Consider the following 23,126-nt stretch of genomic DNA (forward strand, 5'->3'; position numbering starts at 1 on the left):
AGCGCTGAGTTCATGGCGTCAGCCTCCAAGCCATTCCATCTGGGTCCCGGCATGCGCCGGGATGAGCGGGTTGTGAGGGTTAGGGCTTGGTCCCCAGCTCGGCCTTGAAGAACCCCACCACCTTGGCGTCGAAATCCCTGTGGAAGGCCGTGCGGTCGAAGTCCGGGGCGCTGTTGCAGATGGCCGGGACGTTCTTGCGGGTCCAGGCGTCGCAGGGCGCCAGGAAGTCGAAGTGCCGGGCCCCGGGCACGAGGTGGAACTCGGTCGAGGCGGCGGGCAGGGCCTTCAGCACGGCCGTGGCGTGGAACGGGTCGGGCAGGATCTCGTCGTCGGACGCGCGCCACAGCTGGACCGGGGCCTTGAGGCCCGCCAGGGTCTGCTCCCGGAAGGCGTAGCCCAGGGCCGGGGCGGCCGAGACCACGGCGCGGATGCGGCTGTCGTGCACCCAGGGCGCGGCGGCCTGGGCGGTGTTCATCGGGACCTTGGCCAGCAGCTGGCAGTCATAGTGCGTGGGATGGTCCCGGCAGTGGCTCGGGATGCGGCCGAAGTCCAGTTCGCCGCCGGCCGCCGCCAGCACCGTGAAGCCGCCCGACGAGAAGCCGAAGGCGCCGACCCGGTCCGGGTCCAGCCGGGCGTGGTCGCTCCAGTCGGCCAGCATGTAGTCGATCAGCACGTGCAACTGGCGCGGGCGGTCGACCAGGTCGGTGGCGTGGCTCTGGTCCTTGTAGTTGTCGCCGGTGTGGGTCAGGGCGGCGACGACGAAGCCGGCCTTGGCCAGGGCGACGGCGGTGTCCCAGTGGCCGCCGAACCAGCCGCCGTTGCCGTGCGACATGACGACCAGCGGCAGGTGGTCGCCGGCCAGCGGCGCGCCGAGCGCCAGGGGCTGGTCGCCGAGATTGGGCGGCGGGGCCTTGGCCGGGGTGTCGGTGGGGTACCAGACCCCGACTTCGATGGGCGCTCCCTTGGAGTCGGGCACGGAGACCGTCTTGAAACCGACGTCCGCGGCGGCGACGGCGGGCGAGGCCAGGCAGGCGAGGGCGAGGAACAGGACGGTGAGGCGTGGAAGCAGGCGGGGCATCGGGAGCTCCGAAGTGGAAGGAAGACCCCTCGGATGCGGCGGCCCGCGAACCTTCGCCATGCCCGATGCGTGAACGGGCGAATGGGTTCGCGAACCGGCGATCGGTCGGTATAGAAGCGGCATGACCTCCAAGGCCGCGCTCTTCGGCGCTCCCCGAGACTGGGCTGTCGACATCGCCGTGGCGACGGCGGTGGGCGCCTTCCTGGGCGTGGTCGGGCCCTACGGCAGCTTCTTCAACGGGCCGCTGATCGTGCGGCTGGCCTATTGGATCACCGCCATGTGGATCGGGGTGGCGGTGTTCGGGGTGGGCGTGCGGCTGGCCCTGGCGATCGGCTGGCGCTTCGGCCTGCCCGCCTGGTTCATGGCGGCCGTGGCCGCCCTCGTCGGGGCGGCGGTCCAGACCCTGATCGTCTCGCGCATCGCGGTGTGGCTGTGGCCCCAGCTGTCCGACTTCACCCCGATGGTCTGGTTCGGCCAGTGCCTGGCGATCTCGATCCCGCTGGTGGGCGGCTACATCTTGCTGCGCCCGCGCCTGCTGGGCTCAGAGGTCGGGCCCGCGCCGGGGCCGGTCGCCGTCGAGGAGGCCCCCGCGCCCGTCGTCGGCCCGGTGCTGTGCCTGCGCATGGAGGACCATTATGTGCGGATCTGCACGCCCGGCGGCTCGCGTCTGGTGACCGGCCCGTTCGAGCGCGTGATCGCTGGCATGGCCGAGGAGGGGATGCGGGTTCACCGCTCGTGGTGGGTGGCCCGGGCGGCCGTCACCGGGGTGGTCGCGGACGGCCGCAATCTGCGCCTGACCCTGAAAGGCGGCCTCACGGCGCCGGTCTCTCGCGCCTCGGTGGCCAGGCTCCGGGAGGCCGGTTGGCTGGCCCCGGAACCCGTCGGCGAAAAATAGGGTGAAACCCGCCGCGACCGGACGTCGCGGACCGCCGATGGCCAGCTCGCGGCGACGCTCCGAAGCCTCCTGTGAAGCCTGTAAATTTCTCGCGACAGAACGCCGCAATCTCGCCTCATAGGTGAACGGCGAAGCCATCCTGGAGGGGTGAAAGCGGAGCAATCTGGCCCTTTACAAGTCCGGGAAATCAAGCAGTTCTGGCCAAAAGGAATCGTCTTGACGGACTGTCCACAGGCCCCTGCGACCAATGTGCCAACCGAGTCGTTGACCGCTTGCGCCCGATTCGCAAATCAGATTAACCATTTCTCCAACGAGATCGTTCACCAATTAACCTGTCTTAAATTAACTGTCCGGCAGAGTGCAGGACGGGTTTCACCGGCGGATTCCGCCTAGCTGTCGAATATTGCCGCCGAAGGGCGGGGAGGGCTGCATGCGCGTACTGTTGATCGAGGATGACAGCGCCACCGCGCAGACCATCGAGCTGATGCTGAAGTCTGAAGGCTTCAACGTCTACACGACGGATCTTGGCGAAGAGGGCGTGGATCTGGGCAAGATCTATGACTACGACCTCATCCTGCTGGACCTGAATCTGCCCGACATGAGCGGCCTGGATGTTCTGCGCACCCTGCGGGTGGCGAAGGTGAACACGCCGATCATGATCCTGTCGGGCAGCGCCGAGATCGACACGAAGGTGAAGACCTTCTCGGGCGGCGCCGACGACTACATGACCAAGCCCTTCCACAAGGACGAGATGATCGCCCGCATCCACGCGGTGGTCCGTCGTTCGAAGGGTCACGCCCAGTCGGTCATCAAGACGGGCGACATCATCGTCAACCTGGACGCCAAGACGGTGGAAGTGAACGGCAACCGCGTTCACCTGACCGGCAAGGAATACCAGATGCTGGAGCTGCTCTCCCTGCGCAAGGGCACGACCCTGACCAAGGAGATGTTCCTCAACCACCTGTACGGCGGCATGGACGAGCCTGAGCTGAAGATCATCGACGTCTTCATCTGCAAGCTGCGCAAGAAGCTGGCGGCCTCGGCCCAGGGCAAGCACCACATCGAGACGGTCTGGGGCCGCGGCTATGTGCTGCGTGACCCGAACGAGCAGGTCAACGCGGCGTAATCGCCAGCGGAAGAAACCCGAAAAGTTGAGCGCCCGCCTCTCCGGAGGCGGGCGTTTTCCTTTGTGAAGACAGGGCTTTAACCCTGTCCGTGACAAATCGCCCGAAGCACCGAATAGTCCTTGCCCGAACCTGGCGTCATCCGCCATTTTCCGGCGCGAGGTTTGCTGGGGGGCATCCCGGCCGTGTCATTTTGAACGTGCGCGGCATCAGTACCAGTCGGGGCTTACCAGTCGGGGGCTTGATGCAAGAATTCGATCCGAGGCGGCCGACCCTGCGTCTGGCCCCGAAAGTCTTCACCGCGATCGCCGGTCTGGCCGCCCTGGGCCTGGGCTGGAAGCTGACCGCGACCGACGCGCCGGTCCAGGTGGTCCAGGCGCCGCTCGACGCCAACGCCCTGGCCGCCCTGCAGCACGCCGCCTTCGCCAGCGCCGAGGCCCAGCCGGGCTTCGAGCGTCCGGAATCGATCCCGGTCAAGGTGCGTCCCGGCGAGACCCTGGAAGGCGCGGTCCTGCGCACCGGCATCGCCCCCAACGACGCCCACCAGGTGGTCACCGCCCTGCAGGGCGCGATCGACACCGTCAACATCAAGGCCGGCATGGCCTTCGAGGCCGCCGTGGCCGAGCGCCGCAACGGCCGCGCCGGCTCGGCCCGCCTGATCGGCCTGAGCATGCGCACCGGCCCGTCCTCGACCCTGACCGTCTCGCGCACCTTCGACGGCGCCATGAAGCTGCGCGAGCTGGAGGAGAAGGTCACCGACGAGACCAAGGTCGCCTGCGGCAAGATGGAGGGCTCGTTCTACGAGAGCGTCTCCGACGTCGGCGGCACGCCGGCCATCGTCAGCCAGGCCGCCCAGCTGTTCTCGCACAAGATCGACTTCTCGCGCGACATCCACGAGGGCGACCAGTTCTGCCTGGTGTTCGGCCGCAAGGTCACCGAGAGCGGCCGCACGGTCGAGGCCGGCGACCTGGAATACGCCGAGGTGAAGGGCCAGAAGTTCTACGCCTTCGACCGCGACGGTCCCGACGGCAAGCCGCAGTTCTTCGACGAGCTGGGCAAGAACATCAAAGGCTTCCTGCTGCGCACGCCGGTCGACGGCGCCCGCATCACCTCCACCTTCGGCCAGCGCAAGCACCCGGTGCTGGGCTACACCCGCGCCCACCAGGGCGTGGACTTCGGGGCCGGCACCGGCACCCCGATCCTGGCGGCCGGCGACGGCGTGGTGCTGGAGGCCCGCCGCTGGAGCGGCTACGGCAACTGGCTGCGCATCCGGCATTCGGGCCAGTGGGACACCGGCTACGGCCACATCTCGCGCTACGCCCCCGGCATCCGCCCCGGCGTGCATGTGCGCCAGGGCCAGGTGGTGGCCTATGTCGGCGCCACGGGCCTGGCGACCGGCCCGCACCTGCACTACGAGGTCTGGCTGAACGGCAAGCGCGTCAATCCGATCGGCGCCAAGGTGCCCCAGGGCACGATCCTGGCCGGCGGCGAGCTGACCCGCTTCAAGGCCCAGCGCGCCCGCATCGACCACCTGCTGGCCGCCGGCGGCGACGCCGTCGAGGACAAGGCCGCCCCGAAGCTGGCCATGGCCAGCCTGGACAAGGGCAAGGGCCCGGCGCTGCGCTAGGGCTTACTGGAGGACGGGCATCCAGACGCCGTCCAGGCGCTGTTTCAGTTCCATATTGCCAAGCCCGTCGCGCCGATCGGCGGTTACGGTATGGGCGTATCGGGAACCGTCGGAGTCCAGGACGCAAACGCGATAAGGCCGCCCCGCCTCCCTGGGCAGGCCTTCTCGCATGCGCCAGGGACCGAACCATAGCTTCCTGACCTCAACGAGACGCTGATCCCGGTTCGCCGCGAACCGGTTGATGGCCGCCAGATCGTCGGACGGCGCAGGTCTGGACATCCGCCAGATCGTCGGGCCGACAAGCAGCGCGACAAAGGCGATGCAACCGCCTGGAAAGACCAGCCAGGAAAGGATGTCGGCGAGGAGGGCGTCCATTCGCCCAATGGTGACGGTTCGCGGGACCTCTGCCAACCCCGACGGCCAGAGCTTGACCATCGCCGCCGCCCGCCGCATCCCTGGACGATGAAGTCACTGCCCGCCCTCAAGCCCGACTCCGAGGACATGCTGCACCTCGACGCCCTGCGGATCGTCGGGGCGCTGATGATCGTGGTGTTCCACTTCAACCGCTACATCAACCTGGATGGGCGCTGGCAGGTGGCCGACGACATGATCAAGGGCTTTTCCCTGATCGTGGACCTGTTCTTCCTGATCTCCGGCTATGTCATGGCGGCGATCTATACCGGCCGGCTGACCAGCTGGAGCAAGTACGGGACCTTCCTGAAGAAGCGGGTGGCGCGGCTGGGGCCGCTGCATTGGGCCACGATGCTGGTGTTCATCGGCGTCTGGGCGGCCGGCGCGATGCACTGGGGCGGCGACGTCGATCCCAAGCGCTACGACCTCGCCTGCGTCGTCCCCAACGTGCTGTTCGTCCACGCCTGGCATACCTGCCATAGCCAGACCTGGAACTTCGTCAGCTGGGCGATCAGCGCCGAGATGGGTCTCTACCTGGCCCTGCCGCTGCTGTTCTGGATCACCGGGCGCGGGCGGATCGTGACGGCCGCCGTGGCCGTCGCCAGCTTCGTGGTCCTGCTGCTCAATCCCGACGGCGAGATGCCCTTCCACCAGTGGACCTGGAACTTCGGCGTGCTGCGCGCCGTGCCGGGCTTCCTGCTGGGCATGCTGGCCTTCCAGCTGCGCGAGCCGCTGGGCAAGCTGCCCTTCGCGCGTTTCTGGATGTGGGGCCTGCTGGCGGTGTTCCTCGTGGCCTCGACCTTCCGGATCGAGCGCACCCTGCTGCTGCTGATCGTCTACGCCCTGGGCCTGGCCGGCGTGGCGGCCGACGCGGCCGGGACGCAGGGCGGGATCAGCCGCCGGCTGGCCCCCTGGGCCCAGCTGAGCTTCAGCCTCTACCTGCTGCACCCGATCGCCCTGAAGATGGGGATCAACTGGGTGGGCGTGGCGGCCTGGGGCCTGACCGGCGACGCCCTGCGGCTGTGGGTGCTGTTCTGGGTGCTGGCGCTCATCCCGGCGGCCTATCTGTCGCTGGTGCTGTTCGAGCGGCCGGCCCGGGACTGGATTTCCAACCTGCCCCTCTCCCGGAGGGAGAGGGAGGGGCCCGCCGCGTAGCGGTGGGAGGGTGAGGGTTAGGAACGGTTGACGGCGTGCCGGCACGCCGGTCGAGGGTGTAACCCCTCATCCTCCCACGACTTCGTCGCGGGCCCCTCCTTCTCCCTCTGGGAGAAGGTTACTTCAGCCCGTCCACCCAGCCCGGCAGCTCTGAAATCGACCCCAGCTCGACATACCGCTGATGCTCCTTAGGCGCCGTCGCCGCCTCGTGGGCCCAGACCAGCGGATACGGGATCAGGGCCGCCCAGGCGCCGGCGTCCAGGGCCGGGATGATGTCGGACTTCACCGAATTGCCGGCCATCACCGCCTGCTCCGGCCCCGAGCCGTGGCGGGCGAAGACCCGGCGGTAGGTGTCGGCGTCCTTCTCCGAGACGATCTCGACCGCGGCGAACAGGTCGCCCAGGCCCGAGGCGGCCAGCTTCTGCTCCTGGTGCAGCAGGTCGCCCTTGGTGATCAGCACCAGGCGGTAGCGCTCGGACAGCGTCGCCAGGGCCTTCTCGACGCCGGGCAGGGGCTCGACCGGCTCGGTCAGCATCTCGCGGCCGGCGGCCAGGATCTGGCGGATCACGCCGATGCTGACCTGGCTGTCGGTCAGGTCCATCGCCGTCTCGATCATCGACAGGGTGAAGCCCTTCGCCCCGTAGCCGTAGAGCCGCAGGTTGCGCTTCTCGGTCTCGGCCAGCTTGGCGTCGATCTGGGTCTCGTCGCCGTAGGGGGCCAGCAGTTCGACGAACCGCTTGTGGGTCAGGCGGAAGATCGTCTCGTTGTGCCAAAGGGTGTCGTCGGCGTCGACGCCGACGGTGGTGACGGGCATTGGGGCTCTCCGGGTCGAAGCCGGGTGATACGCCGCATCGGGCGTCCAGGCCAAGACGTCGCGTGCGGCCGTCGCGGCGCGCGCGTCAGCCTTCCTCGCCTTCGCCCTCGCCGTCCTGGGCCAACTCGCCGTCGCCGCGGAACGTGCGCTCTTCCAGCTTGAGGCGTTCTTGCTCGAACCGGTTGGTCAGGTGGAGCATCTGCTCCGTCAGGTTCGCCGACACGGCCGAGGCCGGTTCTTGGGCGGGATCGTCATAGGAATCCGACATGCAGGCTTACAGACACAGTTAGGGCGCCCCCGCCCATGCATCAGCAAACGATGTCGGCTGCCCGACGTTCCTAGGGTCAAGCTAGGTTTTTCGGCCTAGAACCACTGCGCCACGAAGATCGCCGCGCTGACCGGCACGGCCGCCACGAGCATCACGCGCAGGCCCGTCTCGACCAGGCCGAACCAGCCGGCGGCGGGAACTGGGGCGATGCGGGCGACGAGGGTGCTCATGGGTCTGCTCCTTGGAGCTTGACTGTAAGCTCCAAGAGATTAACGCGCCGCCGTCGCCGACGGATGCGTTCCTGCGACAAGTTGTTCCAGCTGTGGCGCCGAAGCGACGGCCAGGGCTTAGGCGAAGGTCTCAAAGCGTTGTCATCCCGGAAAGCGCGCAGCGCTTGTCCGGGACCCAGGGGCGGCTGCACGGCTATTGCCCAGTCCCCTGGGTCCCGGACAGCCTCTGCGAGGCTTCCGGGATGACAAGCTTTTTGGAAACGCACCCCTCCCGAAAGGGCGAAGCGACGGCTAGACCCAGGACGGCGGCGACTGCCGGGTGTCCGGCGCCGCCGGGCGGGCGGCGTAGACCCGGTGGCCCTTGTAGACGCGGCGCAGCGAGGCGGGGAACCGGTGCAGGGCCCCGGCGGGACGGATGGGCCGGGCCGAGAAGTCGCCGCCGCAGTCGGGGCAGACGCCCGAGAATCGCGTTTCCACGCACGCGATGCAGAAGGTGCTCTCGAAGGTGCAGATCCGCGCGTCCGGGCTGTCGGGCGGCAGGTCGCGATCGCAGCACTCGCAATTGGGACGCAACTCGAGCATGGGCCGTCCTCCCGTGTTCTTGTGCTTATTGTGGCGCTTAGCCCTTCCAGCATAAGGGCTCGGGGCGCTCCCGCGCGAGGGGACTCTTTCACCGATCACGGGAATGTGGGGCCAAGCTCCGACTCCCGTGATCCAGGGGGTTGACCCCCCCGTCATACCCCCCTAGACACGCCGCCGTTTGCGCGGCGGGTTGGGGTTACTCCCGGCCCGCCTTTTTGCGAGAATGACCGGCCATTCTGGCCCCGCGTTTAGGAGGCGCTTTCCGAGATGTCCCAAGACCTTCTCCCCCCTCCTGTTTTGCTTAAGGGCGTCACCGGTATCCTGGCCCTGGCCGACGGCACCATCCTGCAAGGCGTGGGCTGCGGCGCGACCGGCGATGCGGTCGGCGAGGTGTGCTTCAACACCGCCATGACCGGCTACCAGGAGATCCTGACCGACCCCTCCTACATGGCCCAGATCGTCGCCTTCACCTTCCCGCACGTGGGCAATGTCGGCACGAACGTCGAGGACATCGAGCAGATGGCCGGCGGGGCCGAGACGGCCGCCCGCGGCGCGATCTTCCGCGACGCCCCGACCGACCAGGCCAACTGGCGCGCCGACAGCGACTTCGACGGCTGGATGAAGCGCCGCAACATGATCGGCCTGGCCGGCGTCGACACCCGCGCCCTGACCCGCAAGATCCGCGAGACCGGCATGCCGCACGGCGTGATCGCCCACTCGCCCGAGGGCCAGTTCGACATCCCCGCCCTGGTCGCCAAGGCCAAGGCGTGGGCCGGCCTGGAAGGCCTGGACCTGGCCAAGGACGCCTCGACCACCCAGACCTTCACCTGGGACGAGGGCCTGTGGTCGTGGCCGGAAGGCTACGCCAAGCTGGACAAGCCCAAGTACGAGGTCGTGGTCCTGGACTACGGCGTCAAGCGCAACATCCTGCGCGCCCTGGCCCATGTGGGCGCCCGCGCCACGGTGGTGCCGGCCAACACCTCGGCCGAGGACATCCTGGCCCGCAATCCCGACGGCGTGCTGCTGTCCAACGGCCCGGGCGACCCGGCCGCGACCGGGCAATACGCCGTGCCCGAGATCAAGAAGCTGGTGGAGAGCGGCAAGCCGGTGTTCGGCATCTGCCTGGGCCACCAGATGCTGGCCCTGGCGGTGGGCGCCAAGACCGTGAAGATGGAGCAGGGGCACCATGGGGCCAACCACCCGGTGAAGGACCTCACGACCGGCAAGGTCGAGATCGTCTCGATGAACCACGGCTTCACCGTCGACAGCGCGTCGCTGCCCAAGGCCGTCACCGAGACCCACGTCTCGCTGTTCGACGGCACCAACGCCGGCATCGCCCTGACCGACAAGCCGGTGTTCAGCGTCCAGCACCACCCCGAAGCCTCGCCCGGCCCGACCGACAGCCTCTATCTGTTCGAGCGCTTCGCCGGCCTGATGGACGCGGCGAAGTAGGCTCGGCCCCTAAGGCTCAGCTTACACAAAACGACTTCCAGACTGTCATGCCCGCATCACGCTCCCCGCCGGGGAGCGTGATAGCGTCTTCGCGTTCCGGTTCACCTGCGACCCTTCCGCGAGGATCCCATGACCTATGAACGCATCGGCGGCGAGGCGATCGCCAACGCCGCCCTCGACGACTTCTTCCAGCGCGCCCAGGAAGACGACCTGCTGGCCCATCTGGTCGGCCCGGTGATCTCGCCCGGCGTGCGGGCCTTCATGGCCGCGGCCCTGGACCTCGACAACAACGACGAGGCCCGCCTGACGCCGGCCCTGGCCTGGCTGTCGGAAGAAGGGCTGGAGGACGACGACCTCGACCACATGGTCGGCCATCTGGTGCTGGCGCTCGAGGCGCGCGGCCTCGACGACGACCTGACCGCCGAGATCGCCGACCGCGCCGAAGCCCTCCGCGACGCCGCCCTGGGCGTCTGGCCCGAGGACGACGACGAGGATGAGGACGAAGAGGACGAGGTGGCGGCCTGATCCTCCCCCTGTGGGGGAGGTGTCGGCGCAGCCGACGGAGGGGGGAGTGGTCGGCAAGCGACCACAACCCGGACCTTCGATCCTAGTACTCCCCCCACCGATCGCTGCGCGATCGCCTCCCCCACAGGGGGAGGGACCTAAGTCCCGAACTGCGTGAACGGGACCTTGTTGAACAGCTCGCGCTCGGCCCCGCGCGGGTCGTCCTCCAGGCGCGAGACGGTGTCGAACACCATCGTCTGGCGGCGCGGCAGCTCGTAGGGCTGCCAGTTGGGCAGGGACGAGGTGTTGGGGTTGCCCGTGCGGGCGAAGGCGATGAAGGCGTCGGCCAGGGTTTCGTGCATGGCCACCGCGTCGGGGCCCGAGCCGGTGATCACGCCGGGGGCGTCGAAATTGCCGAACACCAGCTGCATGTCCAGCGTGTGGGGCGCGCCCCAGAAGCCGCCGTCCTTGGGCGCGCGCCAGTTCAGCTGGTAGGCCCAGGCGGGGGCGCCGGCCTTGGCCCGTTCCTCGTCCTGGATGATCGCCGCCTTCCAGGAGCGGCCGGCGGTGGCCGCCGCGAAGTAAACGTCCGAGGGCGTGTAGTCCGGATAGATCTTGCGGTAGGCCGCCACCACCGTGGCCGGGTCGATGTCGACGCGGGCGTTGAACTGGTTGGGCAGCTTCTGGATCACCTGCTCCCAGGTCAGGTTCATCAGGCTCTTGTCGTAGCCGACGAAGCCGCGGACCTCGTCATGGGTGTTGCCGCACATCATCGGCACCGACAGGCCCTCGGGGGCGGCGTCGGGGAAGAACGGGTGGCGGGTCAGGGTCCGCTCGTCCAGCACCGGACCCATATAGACCCCGCCGCTGCCGGCGATCGGGTCGACGGCCTTCAGGCCGTTCAGGAAGGTCTCGGCGGGCAGGGCGCGCAGGGCGGCCAGGTCCTTGATCCCCAGCTTGTCGATGAAGCCCTTGGCGCGCTTGGTGGCGTTGAACGGGCCGGCGGCGGTGACCTGCTGGCCGCTCATGGTGGCGGCGCGGTGGAACAGGCCCTTGGCCGTCGGCATGGCCATCAGGGTGGCGATCTTGGCGCCGCCGCCCGACTGGCCGAACAGCATGACATTGCCCGGGTCCCCGCCGAACGCGGCGATGTTGTCGCGCACCCACTGCAGGGCCAGGACCAGGTCCATCTGGCCGACATTGCCGCTGTCGGCCACCGACGGATCGTCGAACAGGCGGGCCAGGTACAGGTAGCCGAAGGCGTTGAGCCGGTGGTTGACCGTCACCACCACCACGTCGCCGCGCTTGGCCAGCTTGGTCCCGTCGTACCAGGGGCTGGCGCCCGAGCCGGTGTTGTAGGCGCCGCCGTGGATGTAGAACATCACCGGCCGCTTCACACCGTCGGCCAGCCCGCCCTTCTTGCCGGCTTTGGCGGGGGTCCAGACATTGAGGAACAGGCAGTCCTCGCTCTGGCTCTCGCCGTCCTCGCCCTTGCCCTGAGGGCAGGCCGCGCCATAGGCCAGGGCGTCGGCGACGCCGGTCCAGGGCTTGGGCGGCTGGGGCGGCATGAAGCGTCCCGCGCCGCCGGTGTCGGCCCCGTAGCGCAGGCCCTTGAACACCTGGACGCCTTCACCCGTCGCGCCGCGCACCTTGCCGTAGGTGGTGGTCACCACCGGACCCGGCTTGGCGCTCGCGGCCTGGCCCAGGCTGGGCGCGAGGCTCGCGGCGGCCGCCGCGCCTCCGGCGATCAGCAGCTGGCGACGGTCGAGGTCGTTTGGGGCGTCCATGGGCTTCCTCCGGCGTCTTGGCGGCGCACTAGCGGGATAGAAAATGACACCGGTGACAAGGTGCGAAAACCCATTTTCCGCATACCCCGTGACGAGCGGATTTGAGATAGGTCAGCCCTTCGCGTGGGTCGCCACCCAGTCGACGATCACCGCCAGGGCCGCCGACGCCATGGTCTCCTCGATCGCGCCATAGCCGGGAGCCTGGCCGGGCGGCACGGTCTGCAGCAGGTGGTTCAGGCCCGGCAGCTCCTGGATCGTGGCGTCGGGATTCTGGGCCAGGGCGGCGCGCATCGGCGGCAGGTTGATGGCTGGAATGACGTTCAGGTCCTGGCCGCCGTTGACGTCCAGCACCGGGCATTTCAGCGCCTTCAGGTTCGGGACCGGATCCGCCGCCAGGAAGTAGCGCATCCAGGGCAGGGACAGGAAGGCGGCCTTGCGCTCGGCGGCCGGTTCCGGCGTCCCGCCAGCCACGAACAGCGCCTTCAGCTTGGCGGCCGCGGCGGCCTGGTCGGGCTCGGCCTTGACGATCTCGTAGGCGGCGCGGTTCTCGGTCGAGGCGGCGTCGACCTTGGCCAGCGGCGCGCCGTGGGCCAGCATCAGGGCGCGGGTCTGGCTCAGCAGCACCCGCTCGCCGTTCACGCCCGGCCCGCCGATCATCGCCACGAAGGCGATGCGCGGATCCTTGGCCGCCACCATCGGGGCGATCAGCCCGCCCTCGCTGTGGCCGATCAGGCCGACGCGGCCGGGATCGATGTCCTTGCGGGTCCGCAGGAAGGCCACGCCGGCCTCCACGTCGGTGGCGAAGTCGGCGCTGGTGGCGGCCATCAGCGTCTTGCCGGCTTCCGAGCCGCCCACGCCGCGGTCGTCGACCCGCAGCACGGCCACGCCCCGACGGGTCAGGGCGTCGGCGATCAGCAGGAACGGCTTGTGGCCCTCGATGGTCTCGTCGCGGTCCTGGCTGCCCGAGCCGGTGATCATCAGGGCCACGGGGAAGGGGCCGGCGCCCTGCGGCAGGGTCAGGGTCCCGGCCAGCTTCAGGCCCGAGGCCGGATTGACGTAGGCGACCTCTTCGGCGCGATAGGGGAAGGGCGGCTTGGGCGTCTGCGGACGCGCGGCGGCCGCCGGCGCGGTGCGGGTGAAGGTCAGGGGCGCGGAGCCGCCGCCTTGACGCCAGGCGCCCGCCAGGCTGGCGCCGTCGGCCGCGACGGTCCCTTCGAAGCGGGCGGCGGGGCTGGTCAGCACCACCGTCAGGGACGAGCCGCTGAGGCTGACGGTGGCCGGCAGGCCCGACGCCCCCTGGGAAGGGCTGTCGATGCTGCCCGTCCCGTCGGCCTGGACGTGCAGCACCAGCGGCAGCTTCACCCCGACGTTCAGCGTCCCGTACCAGTCGCCGAGGATCGGCGTCAGGTCTTGGGCCTGGGCGGTCGCGGGAGCCGCGAGGGGGGCGATCATGGGGATCGCGGCGAACAGGGCGACCAGCGCCGGACGAACAAGCTGAGCCATGATCCCCGAACCGTGTTTCGACGGCGGCAGCATAAGCATGGCCAAGCCTGGCTGGGGAAGGGCCTGATGCTAGAGCGCCGCCACCGCCCTGGCGTGGTCGCGGATGACGGCCAGGGTCGAGGCGTCGGCGTCGAACACCCCGAACAGGCCCTGCTCCTCCTGCGGGGGATCGCCGACATAGGACCGGTCGCCCATCTTGAACCAGGCGTCGGCGTGCTGGGCGCGGCCCTCGCCGTTCCAGGCCCAGAAGTTGGTCCCCGCCAGCGGCCCGTCGGCCTTCATGTCGGCTTCGACCAGGCCGAACATCATCCGGTAGAAGCGGTCGCGATGGGTGGTCGGGCCGCCCGGGGTGAAGGCGCGATCCTCGCGGATCAGGCCGAACTCCTCGATCACCAGCGGCTTGTTCATCTGCTTGGCGATGGCGATGTGCCTGGCGACGTAGTCGCGGCACTTGGCCTCGCCGGCCTCATAGGTGGCCGGCTGGTTCTTGAAGTCGATCCAGCCCCAGTTGTTGGGCCAGACGTGCAGGGTCAGGTAGTCGATGCTGGCCGGCCTGTGGGCCTCGACCACGCAGGCCTCGCGCTGCAGGCAGCCCATGGCGCCCTCGCTGCCCGTCGTGACCAGGTGGTTGGGATCCAGCGTCTTGATCAGGGCCGAGGTCTGCGCGATCCAGCGGTAGTAGGTGGGCAGGTTGGGGACGCCGAAGGCGTCGCTGCCGCCCGGGCGCGGCTCGTTGGCCAGCTGCCAGGCCATGATCGTCGGATCGTCGCGATAGGGCTTGCCGGTCACGTTGCTGACCCGGCCGACCAGGGCGCGCAGATAGTGGCGGAACAGGTCCTGGGCCTTGGCGTCGCCGTAGAAGCGGGCGGAGTAGTCGGCGAATTCGGGCCAGGGGTGGGCGGGATCGCCCTGCTGGAACCACTGGCCGTTGCCGGTCCAGCGCAGATAGGCCGGCATGCCGCCCGACCAGTCCCAGAAGTTGTTGACGTAGATCACCGCCTTCATGCCGCGCCGGGCCATTTCGGCCAGCAGCACGTCCAGGCCCTTCAGCAGGTCCTGGTCGTAATCCTCGCCCGGGCCGCGGAAGGTGGGGTCGATGGCCACCTTGGCCGGCGAGCGCTCGCCGGCGCCCAGGACGCGCAGGTTGGTCACGCCCAGGGCCTTCAGCCGGTCCAGCTCGCGGCCCAGCCGCGCGCGGTCGCCGGACACGCCCGGCGAGCCCAGCCAGGCCCCGTACCACAGGTTCGCGCCGATGAAGCGGTAGGGCTTGCCGCCCAGGCTGAGGCGGCCGTCCTTGACGGTGACGAAGGTGGAGGGCGGCGCGGCGCTCCAGGCGGCCCCGGCCGAGCCGGCGGCCACGGCGGCGGTCCCCGCGACCAGCAGACGGCGTCTCGACAGCATGCTTGCCTCCCCTTGTTTTGTCCCAGCCTAGCGGACGGCGGCGGGGCGAGGAAAGGGATTAAATAAATTTGTTTTCTGAATACCCGCGACCGTCCCGCATCGCCGGGCGCGGAAAAATGCTGTCCTGTGTCGGGGCGCGGGTTCGCCGCGCGTCCTCGGGACAACGAAGGCGATGCGGGAGATCATCGCCGTGAGCCACCGGAGAACGCCATGACCTCGCCCCGCCCCACGATCACCGCCTTCAAGGCCTCGCCCGACCGGGGCCAGGGCCTGGCCCGCGACATGCGCGTGCGCTGGGCGCTGGAGGAGGTGGGCCAGCCCTACGACGTCCGACTGGTCACCTTCCCCGAGATGAAGGCGCCGGCCCATCGGGCCCTGCATCCGTTCGGCCAGATCCCGACCTACGAGGAGGGCGACCTGGTGCTGTTCGAGTCCGGCGGCATCGTCTTCCACATCGCCGACACCCATGCCGGCCTGCTGCCCGACGAGCCCAAGGCCCGGGCGCGGGCGATCACCTGGATGTTCTCCGCCCTCAGCACGGTGGAGCAGTCGATCGTCGAGCTGCAGTTCGTGATGTTCGCCGAGCGCGACAAGAGCTGGCACGGCGAGCGGCAGGCCATGGTCCACGACCGCATCCGCGCGCGGCTGGGCGAGCTGTCCGACCGCCTGGGCGACGCAGACTGGCTGGACGGCGACTTCAGCGCCGCCGACCTGATGATGGCCTCGGTGCTGCTGCGGGTGCGCGGCGTGGGCCTGCTGGGCGAGTATCCCAACCTCGCCGCCTACGTGGCCCGGGCCGAAGCCCGGCCCGCCTACAAGCGCGCTTTCGCCGCCCAGCTCGAGGTCTTCCATGCGTCGCAGGCGCAGGGCGCCTAGACCCCTGTTGCATAACGCCGATGTCTGGGCTACATACTGAACCAAATGGTTCAATATTCATCAGATCGCCTCGACGCCTCCTTCGCCGCGCTGTCGGACGCCACCCGCCGTGGGGTCCTGGAGCAGCTGGGACAGGGGGATGCGTCGATCACCGAGCTCGCCGACCGGTTCCACATGACCCTCACGGGCATGAAGAAGCACGTCGGCGTCCTGGAGCAGGCGGGGCTGGTGACCACCGAGAAGGTCGGGCGCGTGCGGACCTGCAGGCTGGGTCTGGCCGGGCTCGAGGAGGAGGCGGCCTGGATCGAGAGCCGCCGCCGCATCTGGAAGACCCGCTTCGACATGCTGGACCATGTCGTCGAGGCCTTGAAACGGAAGGAAGAGAACGATGGGCGAAAGAATGGGTGACGGCCGCACGGCGGTCGAACGGACGTCCGGGCGCGAGCTGGTCGTGACGCGGGTCTTCGACGGCCCGGTCCGTTTGGTCTACGACGCGTGGACCAAGCCCGAGCTGTTCCAGCTGTGGTGGGCCCCGAAGTCGAGCGGGGTGCCGATGCTGTCCTGCGAGATGGATGTCCGCACCGGCGGCGGCTATCGCGTGGTGTTCGGCAAGGACGCCGCCAACTCCATGGCCTTCTTCGGCAAGTACATCGAGGTCGTGCCGCTGGCGCGCCTGGTCTGGACCAACGACGAAGGCGACGGCGGGGCCGTCACCACGGTGACCTTCGAGGACAAGGGCGGCAAGACGCTGCTGGTCCTGCAGGAGCTGTATCCCACGCAGGAAGCGCTCGACGAGTCCTTCATCGGGATGGAGGACACCACGCCCGAGCAGTTCAGGCAGCTGGACGACCTTCTGGCCAGCCTCGGCGCCAAGGTCTGACGGTCGGGTCGGCCCCCTCCCGCCGGGAGAGGGCCGAGCGGCCTTACAGGTTCAGCAGCGACGGGTCGCCGCCCTGGGCCGTGATGTTGATGCTGAGCGCGCGCTCGACGGCGTAGCGCATCAGGGCGTGGGGGCCGCCGGCCTTGGGACCGGTGCCCGACAGGCCCTCGCCGCCGAACGGCTGGACGCCGACCACGGCGCCGGTCATCGAGCGGTTGACGTAGCAGTTGCCGGCCGGGACCAGGCGCTGGACGTCGGCCGCGAAGCTCTCGATCCGCGAATGGACGCCCAGGGTCAGGCCGTAGCGGCGGGCCGCCAGGGCGCCGGCCACCTGTTCCAGGTCCTCGGGCTTGTAGCGGACCACGTGCAGGATCGGGCCGAACACCTCGCGCTCCAGGAAGTCGGCGGCGGGGATCTCGGCCAGGACCGGGGCGAAGAAGGTGCCGGTCTGCGGCGCGCCGATCGTGTGCAGAACCTTGGCTTCGTGCTGCAGACGGTCCAGGTGCTTGACCAGCGCGGTCTTGGCCTCGGGATCGATCACCGGGCCGACGTCGGTGACGGCCAGGGCCGGGTCGCCGATCACCAGGGCGTCCATCGCGCCTTTCAGGCCGTCGATGATGTGGTCGGCGGTGTCTTCCGGCAGGAACAGCAGCCGCAGGGCCGAGCAGCGCTGGCCGGCCGAACCGAAGGCCGACAGGATTACGTCGTCGATCACCTGCTCGCGCTGGGCGGTGGTGTCGACGAACATGCCGTTCAGGCCGCCGGTCTCGGCGATGAACGGCACGATCGGGCCCTGGCGCTGGGCGAGCGTCTGGTTGATCCGCCAGGCGGTGTCGGTGCCGCCGGTGAAGGCCACGCCGTCCAGGCCCTCGTGGGCGGTCAGGGCCGCGCCGACGGTCTCGCCGCGACCGGGCAGCAGAGCCAGCAGACGGTGGTCCAGGCCCGCGGCGTGGTACAGCTTCACGGCTTCGTAGGCGATCAGCGGGGTCTGCTCGGCCGGCTTGGCCAGCACGGCGTTGCCGGCCGCCAGGGCGGCGGCGATCTGGCCGGTGAAGATGGCCAGCGGGAAGTTCCACGGGCTGATGCAGACGAAGACGCCGCGCCCGGCCAGGCGCAGGGTGTTGGTCTCGCCGACCGGGCCGGTCAGCACCTCGCCGGCTAGGCCGAACTGCTCTTCCGCCAGCTTGGCGTAGTAGCGGCAGAAGTCGACGGCCTCGCGCACCTCGGCGATGGCGTCGGGGCCGGTCTTGCCGGCTTCGCGCGAGAGGATGGCGCACAGGCGCTCGATATTGGCCTCCAGGGCGTCGCCCATGGCGCGGAGGACCTCGGCGCGGGCGGGGCCGCCGGCCTGGTCCCAAGCGGGCTGGGCGGCGCGGGCCAGGCGGAAGGCCTGGTCGATCTGCGGCAGCTGGGCTTCCGACGCCACGCCCACCACGCGGTCGTGGTCGGCGGGGCTCTGCACCGGCATCGGCGGGGCGCCGGCCGTCAGCTTGCCGCCGATCAGCGGACCGGCCTGCAGGGTCAGGCCGTCCAGCTCGGCCACGTGGGCGGAGAGGCGGTCGCGGTCGGCCTTGGTCGACAGGTCCAGGCCGGCGCTGTTCCTACGGCGCGGACCGTAGACGTCGATCGGCGTCGGAATCTTGGCGTGGCGGTCGGGGTGGGCTTCCACCGCGGTGATCGGGTCGACCACCACCTTTTCCACCGGCACCCGCTCGTCCAGCAGGGCGTGCACGAAGCTGGTGTTGGCGCCGTTCTCCAGCAGGCGGCGGACCAGGTAGGGCAGCAGGTCCTCGTGGCCGCCCACTGGGGCGTAGGCCCGCAGAGTGACGCCGTCATAGAGGTCGTCGGCGGCCTTGTAGAGCGCCTCGCCCATGCCGTGCAGGCGCTGGTGCTCGATCTTGACGCCGGCGTTCTTGGACATCCGCACCACGGCCGCCAGGGTGTGGGCATTGTGGGTGGCGAACTGGGCGTAGAGGTGCGGGGCGGCCTCGATCAGGGCCTTGGCGCAGACCAGGTACGACAGGTCGGTGGCGGGCTTGGTGGTGTAGACCGGATAGTCCGGACGGCCGGCCACCTGGGCGCGCTTGATCTCGCTGTCCCAGTAGGCGCCCTTCACGAGGCGCACCATCAGGCGGCGGCCGGTTTCCTGGGACAGGGCCGTCAGGCGCTTGATCACCTCGGGGCAGCGCTTCTGGTAGGCCTGGACGGCCAGGCCCAGGCCCGTCCACTGGCCCAGCTCGGGCTCGCGGCACAGGCGATCCAGCAGCTTCAGCGACAGGGCCAGGCGATCGGCCTCTTCGGCGTCGATGGTGAAGTTCAGGTCGTGCTTGGCGGCGATCTTGGCCAGGCGCAGGACGCGCGGATAGAGCTCGTCCCAGACGCGGGCTTCCTGCGTGGCCTCATAGCGCGGGGTCAGGGCCGACAGCTTGACCGACACGCCGTGGCCGGCCTCCGGCCCCGCCCAGGCGCCGTTGGCCCGCGACAGCTTGCCGACCGTCTCGATGGCGTCGGCGTAGGACTTTTCATAGCGGGCGGCGTCGGCGGCGGTGCGGGCGCCTTCGCCCAGCATGTCGAAGCTGCAGATGTCGCCGTCGTTGGCGGCGCGCTTGATGGCCGCCTCGATGGTGCGGCCCAGCACGAACTGCTCGCCCATGATGCGGATGGCCTGGCCGACGGCGGCGCGGATCACCGGCTCGCCCAGGCGGCCGGCGATCTTCTTGATGAAGCCGGGCAGGTCGCGCTTGGCGTCCTCGTCGGGCTCGACGATCTTGCCGGTCAGCATCAGGCCCCAGGTCGAGGCGTTGACGAACAGGCTGTCGCTGCCGCCCAGGTGGCTGGCCCAGTCGGCCGAACCGATCTTCTCGGCGATCAGCTTGTCGCGGGTGTCGTCGTCGGGGGTGCGCAGCAGGGCCTCGGCCAGGCACATCAGGGCCAGGCCTTCGCGGGTGCCCAGGCTGAACTCCTGCAGGAAGCTCTCGACCACGCCCTGCTTGCGGACGCTGCGGCGGGCGCCGCGCACCAGGGCCTCGGCCTCGGCGCGGACCGCGGCGCGGTCCTCGCTGCTCAGGGGCTGGGCGGCCAGCAGGTCGGCGATCACCGCCGCCTCGTCGCGATACTTGCCGTCGTCCAGGGAGTCCCAATCGGTCATGGTCGCCTCGTTATAGGATATCGTCGCTATATCGCCGGCTTGTTCGAAGGTGCTTCGTTTGTTGGGCGTGGAAGGTGTATGATCTTCGGTAGAAACGCCGATTTTCGTCGTCGGCTCCAGCTGTTCGCGGACATGCGGCAGGCCGCCGCGCGCGCGGACGGGCGGAGCATGATCGTGCTGGACGGGATGGGGAAGGGGAGAGGTGGGAAGGGACGCGATACGGGGGGAGGTCGCGCGTCCCTTCCGCTCTCACACGGCGCCTACGGGGGAGAGGGCGCCGCGTCTGCGCTCCGCCGGGGGGAGTGGCGGAGGCTGGTCCTGCCCGACCGGGCGCCGAGGGGGGAGTGGCGTGGCCGGTTGGCTAGGACGATCGAGGGTATAGTTCGAGTTGCGTCGAAGGTGCTTTGTTTGTTGATGTCAATTTCCGAACGATCTTCGGCAAAAATGGAGAATGGCCATGTCTGCTCTGGATGATACCGATCGCAGGCTTCTGAAGGTTCTGCAGGCCGACGGCCGCATCACCAACGCCGAGCTGGCCAAGCGCTGCAACCTGTCGCCGGCCGCCACCTTCGACCGCGTGCGGCGGCTGCGCGAGCGCGGCTTCATCACCGGCTACGCGGCCTTGCTGGACCCGGCCAAGGTGGATCGCGCCCTGCTGATCTTCGTCGAGGTGGTGCTGGACCGCACGACGGGCGACGTGTTCGAGGAGTTCGGCGCGGCCGTGCGCCGCGCGCCCGAGATCCTGGAATGCCACATGGTGGCCGGCGGCTTCGACTACCTGATCAAGGCCCGCGTGCGCGACATGGAGGCCTATCGCGGCTTCCTGGGCGACATCCTGGTCAAGATGCCCGGCGTGCGCGAGACGCGGACCTATGCGGTGCTGGAAGAGGTGAAGAGCACGGTGCAGCTGCCGCTGTAACTTCCAAAAACCCGCTCATCCCGGCGAATGCTGGGACCCAGATGGAATGGCGGTGGGGCTGACGCCAAGAACTCAGAGCCCTTCCAATCGGCCTCCCCGCTTTGGGATCTGGGTCCCGGCATTCGCCGGGATGAGCGGAACTAGGCGGATCGCTCCCGCGCCCTGAACCCCGCCGCCTTGGCCTTGTTCCCGCAGGCGCTCATCGAGCACCAGCGGCGCTCGCCCTTGCGCGAGGTGTCGACGAACAGCACCGCGCAGGGCGGGCCCTCGCACTGGCGGATGCGGTGCGAGAAGTCGCCGCCCAGCAGCGACACGCCCTCGCGCGCCAGTTCGGCCAGCAGGCCCCGGACGTCGCCGGACAGGTGGGCGCGGCCGTCGGCGCCCAGCTGCAGCGGCGCGGCGGGCAGGGCGGCGAAGCCGTTCAGCAGGTCGCGGTCGGCCTCGGGCAGGGCGGTCCCCTCGGCGCGCGACAGGGCCAGGCGGTAGAGCGCCTCGCGCAGCGACCGGGCCTGGACCAGGTTGCCCTCGGTGGCGCCGGGCGCGGCCGGGGCCAGCTCGGCCGCGACCAGCCAGCGGTCCAGGTCGGCGGGCGCGGCCAGCAGGTCGCGCGGCGCCGCGCCCAGCCGGCCGGTCACCGTGGCCGCCAGGTCCAGCGACGGGCTGCCGCCCCGGAACTTGAAGCCGTCGCGGATCTCCGCCTTCGTCATGTCGCGCTCCAAACCTGATTGACAGGTTATTCTGCTTCGGGGAAGTTCGGCAAGCTAACCTGTCAAATAGGTTATTGAGCGGAGCGTGACATGACATCGATCCCTGGACGCCGCCTCGGCGCGGGCCTGGCCCTGGCCGTCGCCTTGACGGGGACGGCCGCGACGGCGGCCGAGCCCGCCCTGACGGGAACCTGGACCCTGGCGGCGGCCGACCGCCTCAAGCCCGACGGCACCCGCGCGCGGGACTACGGCCAGCACCCGAAAGGGCGGCTGATCATCGACGCCCAGGGGCGCTACAGCCTGCAGATCTTCGACGGCGACCGCCCGCGCATCGCCTCGGGCGACAAGGCCACGGCCACGCCCGCCGAACTGACCGGCGCCGTGATGGGTTCGTCCACCCACTACGGGACCGTGGCCGTCGACAAGGCCGCGAACGTGCTGGTGTTCAGGATCGAAGGCGCGTCGTTCGCCAACTGGGAGGGGACCGAGCAGCGGCGCAAGTACGTGCTGACGACGGACACCCTGAGCTACCAGGTGCCGACGCCGCGCCCCGACGGCTCGATCCCGATCTCGGAGTGGAGAAGGGAGAAATGAGGTTTCCCTCCCCCTTGTGGGAAGGGTGGCCCGCGTAGCGGGTCGGGTGGGGGATCGGTGCAGGGTGTCGGACGGGAGATGACTTGCGGGGTCAGCAGGCCCCACCCGACCCTGGCTCCGCCAGGGCCACCCTCCCCACAAGGGGGAGGGAAGGTCGAGCTACGGCTTCACCGCCGCGATCCACGCCCGCTCGTTGGCCAGGTCCAGGGTCACCACCCACTGCTGGAGGGCCGGCACGCCGATGTTGCCGTCCAGGATCATGTCCTCGACCAGGACCTTGCCGCTGATCTTCGGGCCGCCGACCAGGGTCATGTCCACGGACTGACCCTTCTGGATCGCCGGGTCCAGGCCCACCAAGTCGGCGACGTGCTTGCCAATCACCAGGGCGCCGGTGCTGCCGCAGTCCAGCTCCAGCCAGATCCGGCCCTTGGGCGTCGGGGCGGCGACGAACGGCGTCAGGGCCAGGCCGGTGGCCTCGCGGCTGAAGCGGACCGGCACCTCGACGCCCTGGGCGGCGCGGACCTTCAGGCTGGCGGGCGTCTCGACGATCAGCCGGCGGCCGGCCAGGTCCAGGGTGACGGCGCGGCCGGCGAAGGCGTCCAGGGCCACCGAGCCGTCCAGCGGCGGGGCGTCCTTGGGCAGCAGGGTGGCGAAGTCGATGACCCCGGCGGTCGGCGCCGTCAGCGGCAGGCCCGCCGCCTTCAGGCCGACGTCGTCGCAGCGCGGGACGTCCACGCGGTCGCCGCGCATCCGGAAGCCCGTGACCCGGCCCCAGGGCTTGCAGCCGATGGCGTCGGCGAAGGGCTGGGCGATCACGGTGATGCCGCCGGCGGTGTCCAGCAGGAAGCGGCGGGGCTTGCCGTCGACCTCGCCCTGGAACGACCAGAGCACGCCCAGATAGGGCTCCAGCGGAATGACGACGGGCTTGGCCGGCGGTGCGGGGCGGACGGGTTCGGCGAGCGCGGAGCCCGAGACGAGGGCCAGGCCGATCGCGGCCAGACCACCTAAGGAACGCAAGACCGCGCGCATGTTCCGAACACCCCCTGATGCGGACGCCGTGACGCGCGTCCCTGCGCCTTTGGTCGCCGTTCCCGGCCGGGCGGTAAAGTGAACTCGCGGTCATTCGCGGCGAACCGCGCGGGGTGCGCGACGAGCGGTCATCCCCCCTCCC

Annotated in this window: 23 protein-coding genes; 11 read left to right on the forward strand and 12 right to left on the reverse strand. The window is 69.7% G+C overall.

Annotated features, from left to right (window positions below):
• Nucleotides 1–79: 79 nt before the first annotated feature.
• Nucleotides 80–1,078: a dienelactone hydrolase gene (locus tag WAE60_RS03085; RefSeq protein ID WP_337684930.1), complete on the reverse strand. Its 999-nt coding sequence runs from the start codon at nt 1,076–1,078 to the stop codon at nt 80–82.
• Nucleotides 1,079–1,199: 121 nt separating this feature from the next.
• Between WAE60_RS03085 and WAE60_RS03090 the strand changes: the two genes are divergently transcribed.
• From WAE60_RS03090 to WAE60_RS03100, 3 genes are all read left to right on the forward strand, one after another.
• Nucleotides 1,200–1,973 carry a LytTR family transcriptional regulator DNA-binding domain-containing protein gene (locus WAE60_RS03090; protein WP_337684931.1) on the forward strand — a complete coding sequence of 258 codons (774 nt, stop codon included), beginning with the start codon at nt 1,200–1,202 and terminating at the stop codon, nt 1,971–1,973.
• Between the two features lie 430 nt (nt 1,974–2,403).
• Nucleotides 2,404–3,099: a cell cycle two-component system response regulator CtrA gene (gene ctrA, locus WAE60_RS03095; RefSeq protein ID WP_029914069.1), complete on the forward strand. Its 696-nt coding sequence runs from the start codon at nt 2,404–2,406 to the stop codon at nt 3,097–3,099.
• A 242-nt stretch (nt 3,100–3,341) separates the two neighbouring features.
• On the forward strand, nt 3,342–4,724 hold the full coding sequence (locus WAE60_RS03100) for a peptidoglycan DD-metalloendopeptidase family protein (protein WP_029914068.1): 1,383 nt from the start codon (nt 3,342–3,344) through the stop codon (nt 4,722–4,724).
• A gap of 3 nt (nt 4,725–4,727) precedes the next feature.
• Here the strand turns inward: WAE60_RS03100 and WAE60_RS03105 are convergent, their stop codons facing one another.
• The gene (locus WAE60_RS03105; protein WP_337684932.1) at nt 4,728–5,159 is read right to left on the reverse strand and encodes a hypothetical protein; all 432 of its coding nucleotides are present in this window, start codon (nt 5,157–5,159) and stop codon (nt 4,728–4,730) included.
• Between the two features lie 27 nt (nt 5,160–5,186).
• Between WAE60_RS03105 and WAE60_RS03110 the strand changes: the two genes are divergently transcribed.
• The gene (locus tag WAE60_RS03110) at nt 5,187–6,290 is read left to right on the forward strand and encodes an acyltransferase (protein ID WP_337684933.1); all 1,104 of its coding nucleotides are present in this window, start codon (nt 5,187–5,189) and stop codon (nt 6,288–6,290) included.
• A 118-nt stretch (nt 6,291–6,408) separates the two neighbouring features.
• On the opposite strand, the gene WAE60_RS03115 is transcribed toward WAE60_RS03110, so the two are convergent.
• From WAE60_RS03115 to WAE60_RS03130, 4 genes are all read right to left on the reverse strand, one after another.
• A complete protein-coding gene (locus WAE60_RS03115) occupies nt 6,409–7,104 on the reverse strand; it encodes an HAD family hydrolase (RefSeq protein ID WP_337684934.1) in 696 nt (231 codons plus the stop codon).
• 85 nt (nt 7,105–7,189) lie between these two features.
• A complete protein-coding gene (locus WAE60_RS03120; protein ID WP_029914059.1) occupies nt 7,190–7,372 on the reverse strand; it encodes a hypothetical protein in 183 nt (60 codons plus the stop codon).
• A 95-nt stretch (nt 7,373–7,467) separates the two neighbouring features.
• Nucleotides 7,468–7,602, reverse strand: a complete 135-nt coding sequence (locus WAE60_RS03125) for a hypothetical protein (RefSeq protein ID WP_337684935.1) — start codon at nt 7,600–7,602, stop codon at nt 7,468–7,470.
• 291 nt (nt 7,603–7,893) lie between these two features.
• Entirely contained in the window at nt 7,894–8,184 is a 291-nt protein-coding gene (locus tag WAE60_RS03130) for a DUF1272 domain-containing protein (RefSeq protein WP_029914057.1), read from the reverse strand.
• Nucleotides 8,185–8,451: 267 nt separating this feature from the next.
• On the opposite strand from WAE60_RS03130, the gene carA reads away from it, so the two are divergent.
• Complete coding sequence (carA, locus tag WAE60_RS03135) at nt 8,452–9,636, forward strand: glutamine-hydrolyzing carbamoyl-phosphate synthase small subunit (RefSeq protein WP_337684936.1); 1,185 nt, start codon at nt 8,452–8,454, stop codon at nt 9,634–9,636.
• Nucleotides 9,637–9,765: 129 nt separating this feature from the next.
• Entirely contained in the window at nt 9,766–10,161 is a 396-nt protein-coding gene (locus WAE60_RS03140) for a hypothetical protein (RefSeq protein WP_337684937.1), read from the forward strand.
• A gap of 137 nt (nt 10,162–10,298) precedes the next feature.
• Here WAE60_RS03140 and WAE60_RS03145 read toward each other — a convergent pair whose 3' ends face one another.
• The 3 genes from WAE60_RS03145 to WAE60_RS03155 form a co-directional block, all read right to left on the reverse strand.
• Nucleotides 10,299–11,927 carry a carboxylesterase/lipase family protein gene (locus tag WAE60_RS03145; RefSeq protein WP_337684938.1) on the reverse strand — a complete coding sequence of 543 codons (1,629 nt, stop codon included), beginning with the start codon at nt 11,925–11,927 and terminating at the stop codon, nt 10,299–10,301.
• Between the two features lie 111 nt (nt 11,928–12,038).
• The gene (locus tag WAE60_RS03150; protein ID WP_337684939.1) at nt 12,039–13,430 is read right to left on the reverse strand and encodes an alpha/beta fold hydrolase; all 1,392 of its coding nucleotides are present in this window, start codon (nt 13,428–13,430) and stop codon (nt 12,039–12,041) included.
• A 69-nt stretch (nt 13,431–13,499) separates the two neighbouring features.
• Nucleotides 13,500–14,831 (reverse strand): mannanase, encoded by a 1,332-nt coding sequence (locus WAE60_RS03155; protein WP_337684940.1) that lies wholly within the window; start codon nt 14,829–14,831, stop codon nt 13,500–13,502.
• Between the two features lie 210 nt (nt 14,832–15,041).
• On the opposite strand from WAE60_RS03155, the gene WAE60_RS03160 reads away from it, so the two are divergent.
• The 3 genes from WAE60_RS03160 to WAE60_RS03170 are packed head-to-tail and all read left to right on the forward strand — an operon-like array spanning nt 15,042 to nt 16,587.
• Nucleotides 15,042–15,707 carry a glutathione S-transferase family protein gene (locus WAE60_RS03160; protein WP_337684941.1) on the forward strand — a complete coding sequence of 222 codons (666 nt, stop codon included), beginning with the start codon at nt 15,042–15,044 and terminating at the stop codon, nt 15,705–15,707.
• Between the two features lie 45 nt (nt 15,708–15,752).
• Nucleotides 15,753–16,115, forward strand: a complete 363-nt coding sequence (locus WAE60_RS03165; RefSeq protein ID WP_337684942.1) for a metalloregulator ArsR/SmtB family transcription factor — start codon at nt 15,753–15,755, stop codon at nt 16,113–16,115.
• The gene (locus WAE60_RS03170; RefSeq protein WP_337684943.1) at nt 16,096–16,587 is read left to right on the forward strand and encodes an SRPBCC family protein; all 492 of its coding nucleotides are present in this window, start codon (nt 16,096–16,098) and stop codon (nt 16,585–16,587) included. The genes WAE60_RS03165 and WAE60_RS03170 overlap by 20 nt, the downstream gene beginning before the upstream one ends.
• Nucleotides 16,588–16,630: 43 nt before the next feature.
• On the opposite strand, the gene putA is transcribed toward WAE60_RS03170, so the two are convergent.
• Nucleotides 16,631–19,735, reverse strand: a complete 3,105-nt coding sequence (gene putA / locus WAE60_RS03175; protein ID WP_029914039.1) for a bifunctional proline dehydrogenase/L-glutamate gamma-semialdehyde dehydrogenase PutA — start codon at nt 19,733–19,735, stop codon at nt 16,631–16,633.
• A 451-nt stretch (nt 19,736–20,186) separates the two neighbouring features.
• Between putA and WAE60_RS03180 the strand changes: the two genes are divergently transcribed.
• Nucleotides 20,187–20,654 (forward strand): Lrp/AsnC ligand binding domain-containing protein, encoded by a 468-nt coding sequence (locus WAE60_RS03180; protein WP_029914036.1) that lies wholly within the window; start codon nt 20,187–20,189, stop codon nt 20,652–20,654.
• Nucleotides 20,655–20,794: 140 nt separating this feature from the next.
• On the opposite strand, the gene WAE60_RS03185 is transcribed toward WAE60_RS03180, so the two are convergent.
• Nucleotides 20,795–21,361, reverse strand: a complete 567-nt coding sequence (locus WAE60_RS03185) for an ABATE domain-containing protein (RefSeq protein WP_337684944.1) — start codon at nt 21,359–21,361, stop codon at nt 20,795–20,797.
• Between the two features lie 90 nt (nt 21,362–21,451).
• On the opposite strand from WAE60_RS03185, the gene WAE60_RS03190 reads away from it, so the two are divergent.
• Complete coding sequence (locus WAE60_RS03190) at nt 21,452–21,955, forward strand: lipocalin-like domain-containing protein (RefSeq protein WP_337684945.1); 504 nt, start codon at nt 21,452–21,454, stop codon at nt 21,953–21,955.
• Between the two features lie 159 nt (nt 21,956–22,114).
• On the opposite strand, the gene WAE60_RS03195 is transcribed toward WAE60_RS03190, so the two are convergent.
• Nucleotides 22,115–22,984 (reverse strand): hypothetical protein, encoded by an 870-nt coding sequence (locus WAE60_RS03195; RefSeq protein WP_337684946.1) that lies wholly within the window; start codon nt 22,982–22,984, stop codon nt 22,115–22,117.
• Nucleotides 22,985–23,126: the final 142 nt, after the last annotated feature.

The organism is Caulobacter sp. CCG-8 (assembly GCF_037402475.1).
Lineage (GTDB): Bacteria > Pseudomonadota > Alphaproteobacteria > Caulobacterales > Caulobacteraceae > Caulobacter.

Coding starts and splice junctions, on each gene's coding strand:
- carA (WP_337684936.1), top strand. CDS start 8,452: ATGTCCCAAGACCTTCTCCCCCCTCCTGTTTTGCTTAAGGGCGTCACC.
- WAE60_RS03150 (WP_337684939.1), bottom strand. CDS start 13,430: ATGGCTCAGCTTGTTCGTCCGGCGCTGGTCGCCCTGTTCGCCGCGATC.
- WAE60_RS03195 (WP_337684946.1), bottom strand. CDS start 22,984: ATGCGCGCGGTCTTGCGTTCCTTAGGTGGTCTGGCCGCGATCGGCCTG.
- WAE60_RS03125 (WP_337684935.1), bottom strand. CDS start 7,602: ATGAGCACCCTCGTCGCCCGCATCGCCCCAGTTCCCGCCGCCGGCTGG.
- WAE60_RS03190 (WP_337684945.1), top strand. CDS start 21,452: ATGACATCGATCCCTGGACGCCGCCTCGGCGCGGGCCTGGCCCTGGCC.
- WAE60_RS03130 (WP_029914057.1), bottom strand. CDS start 8,184: ATGCTCGAGTTGCGTCCCAATTGCGAGTGCTGCGATCGCGACCTGCCG.
- WAE60_RS03110 (WP_337684933.1), top strand. CDS start 5,187: ATGAAGTCACTGCCCGCCCTCAAGCCCGACTCCGAGGACATGCTGCAC.
- WAE60_RS03185 (WP_337684944.1), bottom strand. CDS start 21,361: ATGACGAAGGCGGAGATCCGCGACGGCTTCAAGTTCCGGGGCGGCAGC.
- putA (WP_029914039.1), bottom strand. CDS start 19,735: ATGACCGATTGGGACTCCCTGGACGACGGCAAGTATCGCGACGAGGCG.
- WAE60_RS03180 (WP_029914036.1), top strand. CDS start 20,187: ATGGCCATGTCTGCTCTGGATGATACCGATCGCAGGCTTCTGAAGGTT.
- WAE60_RS03115 (WP_337684934.1), bottom strand. CDS start 7,104: ATGCCCGTCACCACCGTCGGCGTCGACGCCGACGACACCCTTTGGCAC.
- WAE60_RS03155 (WP_337684940.1), bottom strand. CDS start 14,831: ATGCTGTCGAGACGCCGTCTGCTGGTCGCGGGGACCGCCGCCGTGGCC.
- ctrA (WP_029914069.1), top strand. CDS start 2,404: ATGCGCGTACTGTTGATCGAGGATGACAGCGCCACCGCGCAGACCATC.
- WAE60_RS03145 (WP_337684938.1), bottom strand. CDS start 11,927: ATGGACGCCCCAAACGACCTCGACCGTCGCCAGCTGCTGATCGCCGGA.
- WAE60_RS03160 (WP_337684941.1), top strand. CDS start 15,042: ATGACCTCGCCCCGCCCCACGATCACCGCCTTCAAGGCCTCGCCCGAC.
- WAE60_RS03100 (WP_029914068.1), top strand. CDS start 3,342: ATGCAAGAATTCGATCCGAGGCGGCCGACCCTGCGTCTGGCCCCGAAA.
- WAE60_RS03165 (WP_337684942.1), top strand. CDS start 15,753: ATGGTTCAATATTCATCAGATCGCCTCGACGCCTCCTTCGCCGCGCTG.
- WAE60_RS03105 (WP_337684932.1), bottom strand. CDS start 5,159: ATGGTCAAGCTCTGGCCGTCGGGGTTGGCAGAGGTCCCGCGAACCGTC.
- WAE60_RS03090 (WP_337684931.1), top strand. CDS start 1,200: ATGACCTCCAAGGCCGCGCTCTTCGGCGCTCCCCGAGACTGGGCTGTC.
- WAE60_RS03085 (WP_337684930.1), bottom strand. CDS start 1,078: ATGCCCCGCCTGCTTCCACGCCTCACCGTCCTGTTCCTCGCCCTCGCC.
- WAE60_RS03140 (WP_337684937.1), top strand. CDS start 9,766: ATGACCTATGAACGCATCGGCGGCGAGGCGATCGCCAACGCCGCCCTC.
- WAE60_RS03170 (WP_337684943.1), top strand. CDS start 16,096: ATGGGCGAAAGAATGGGTGACGGCCGCACGGCGGTCGAACGGACGTCC.
- WAE60_RS03120 (WP_029914059.1), bottom strand. CDS start 7,372: ATGTCGGATTCCTATGACGATCCCGCCCAAGAACCGGCCTCGGCCGTG.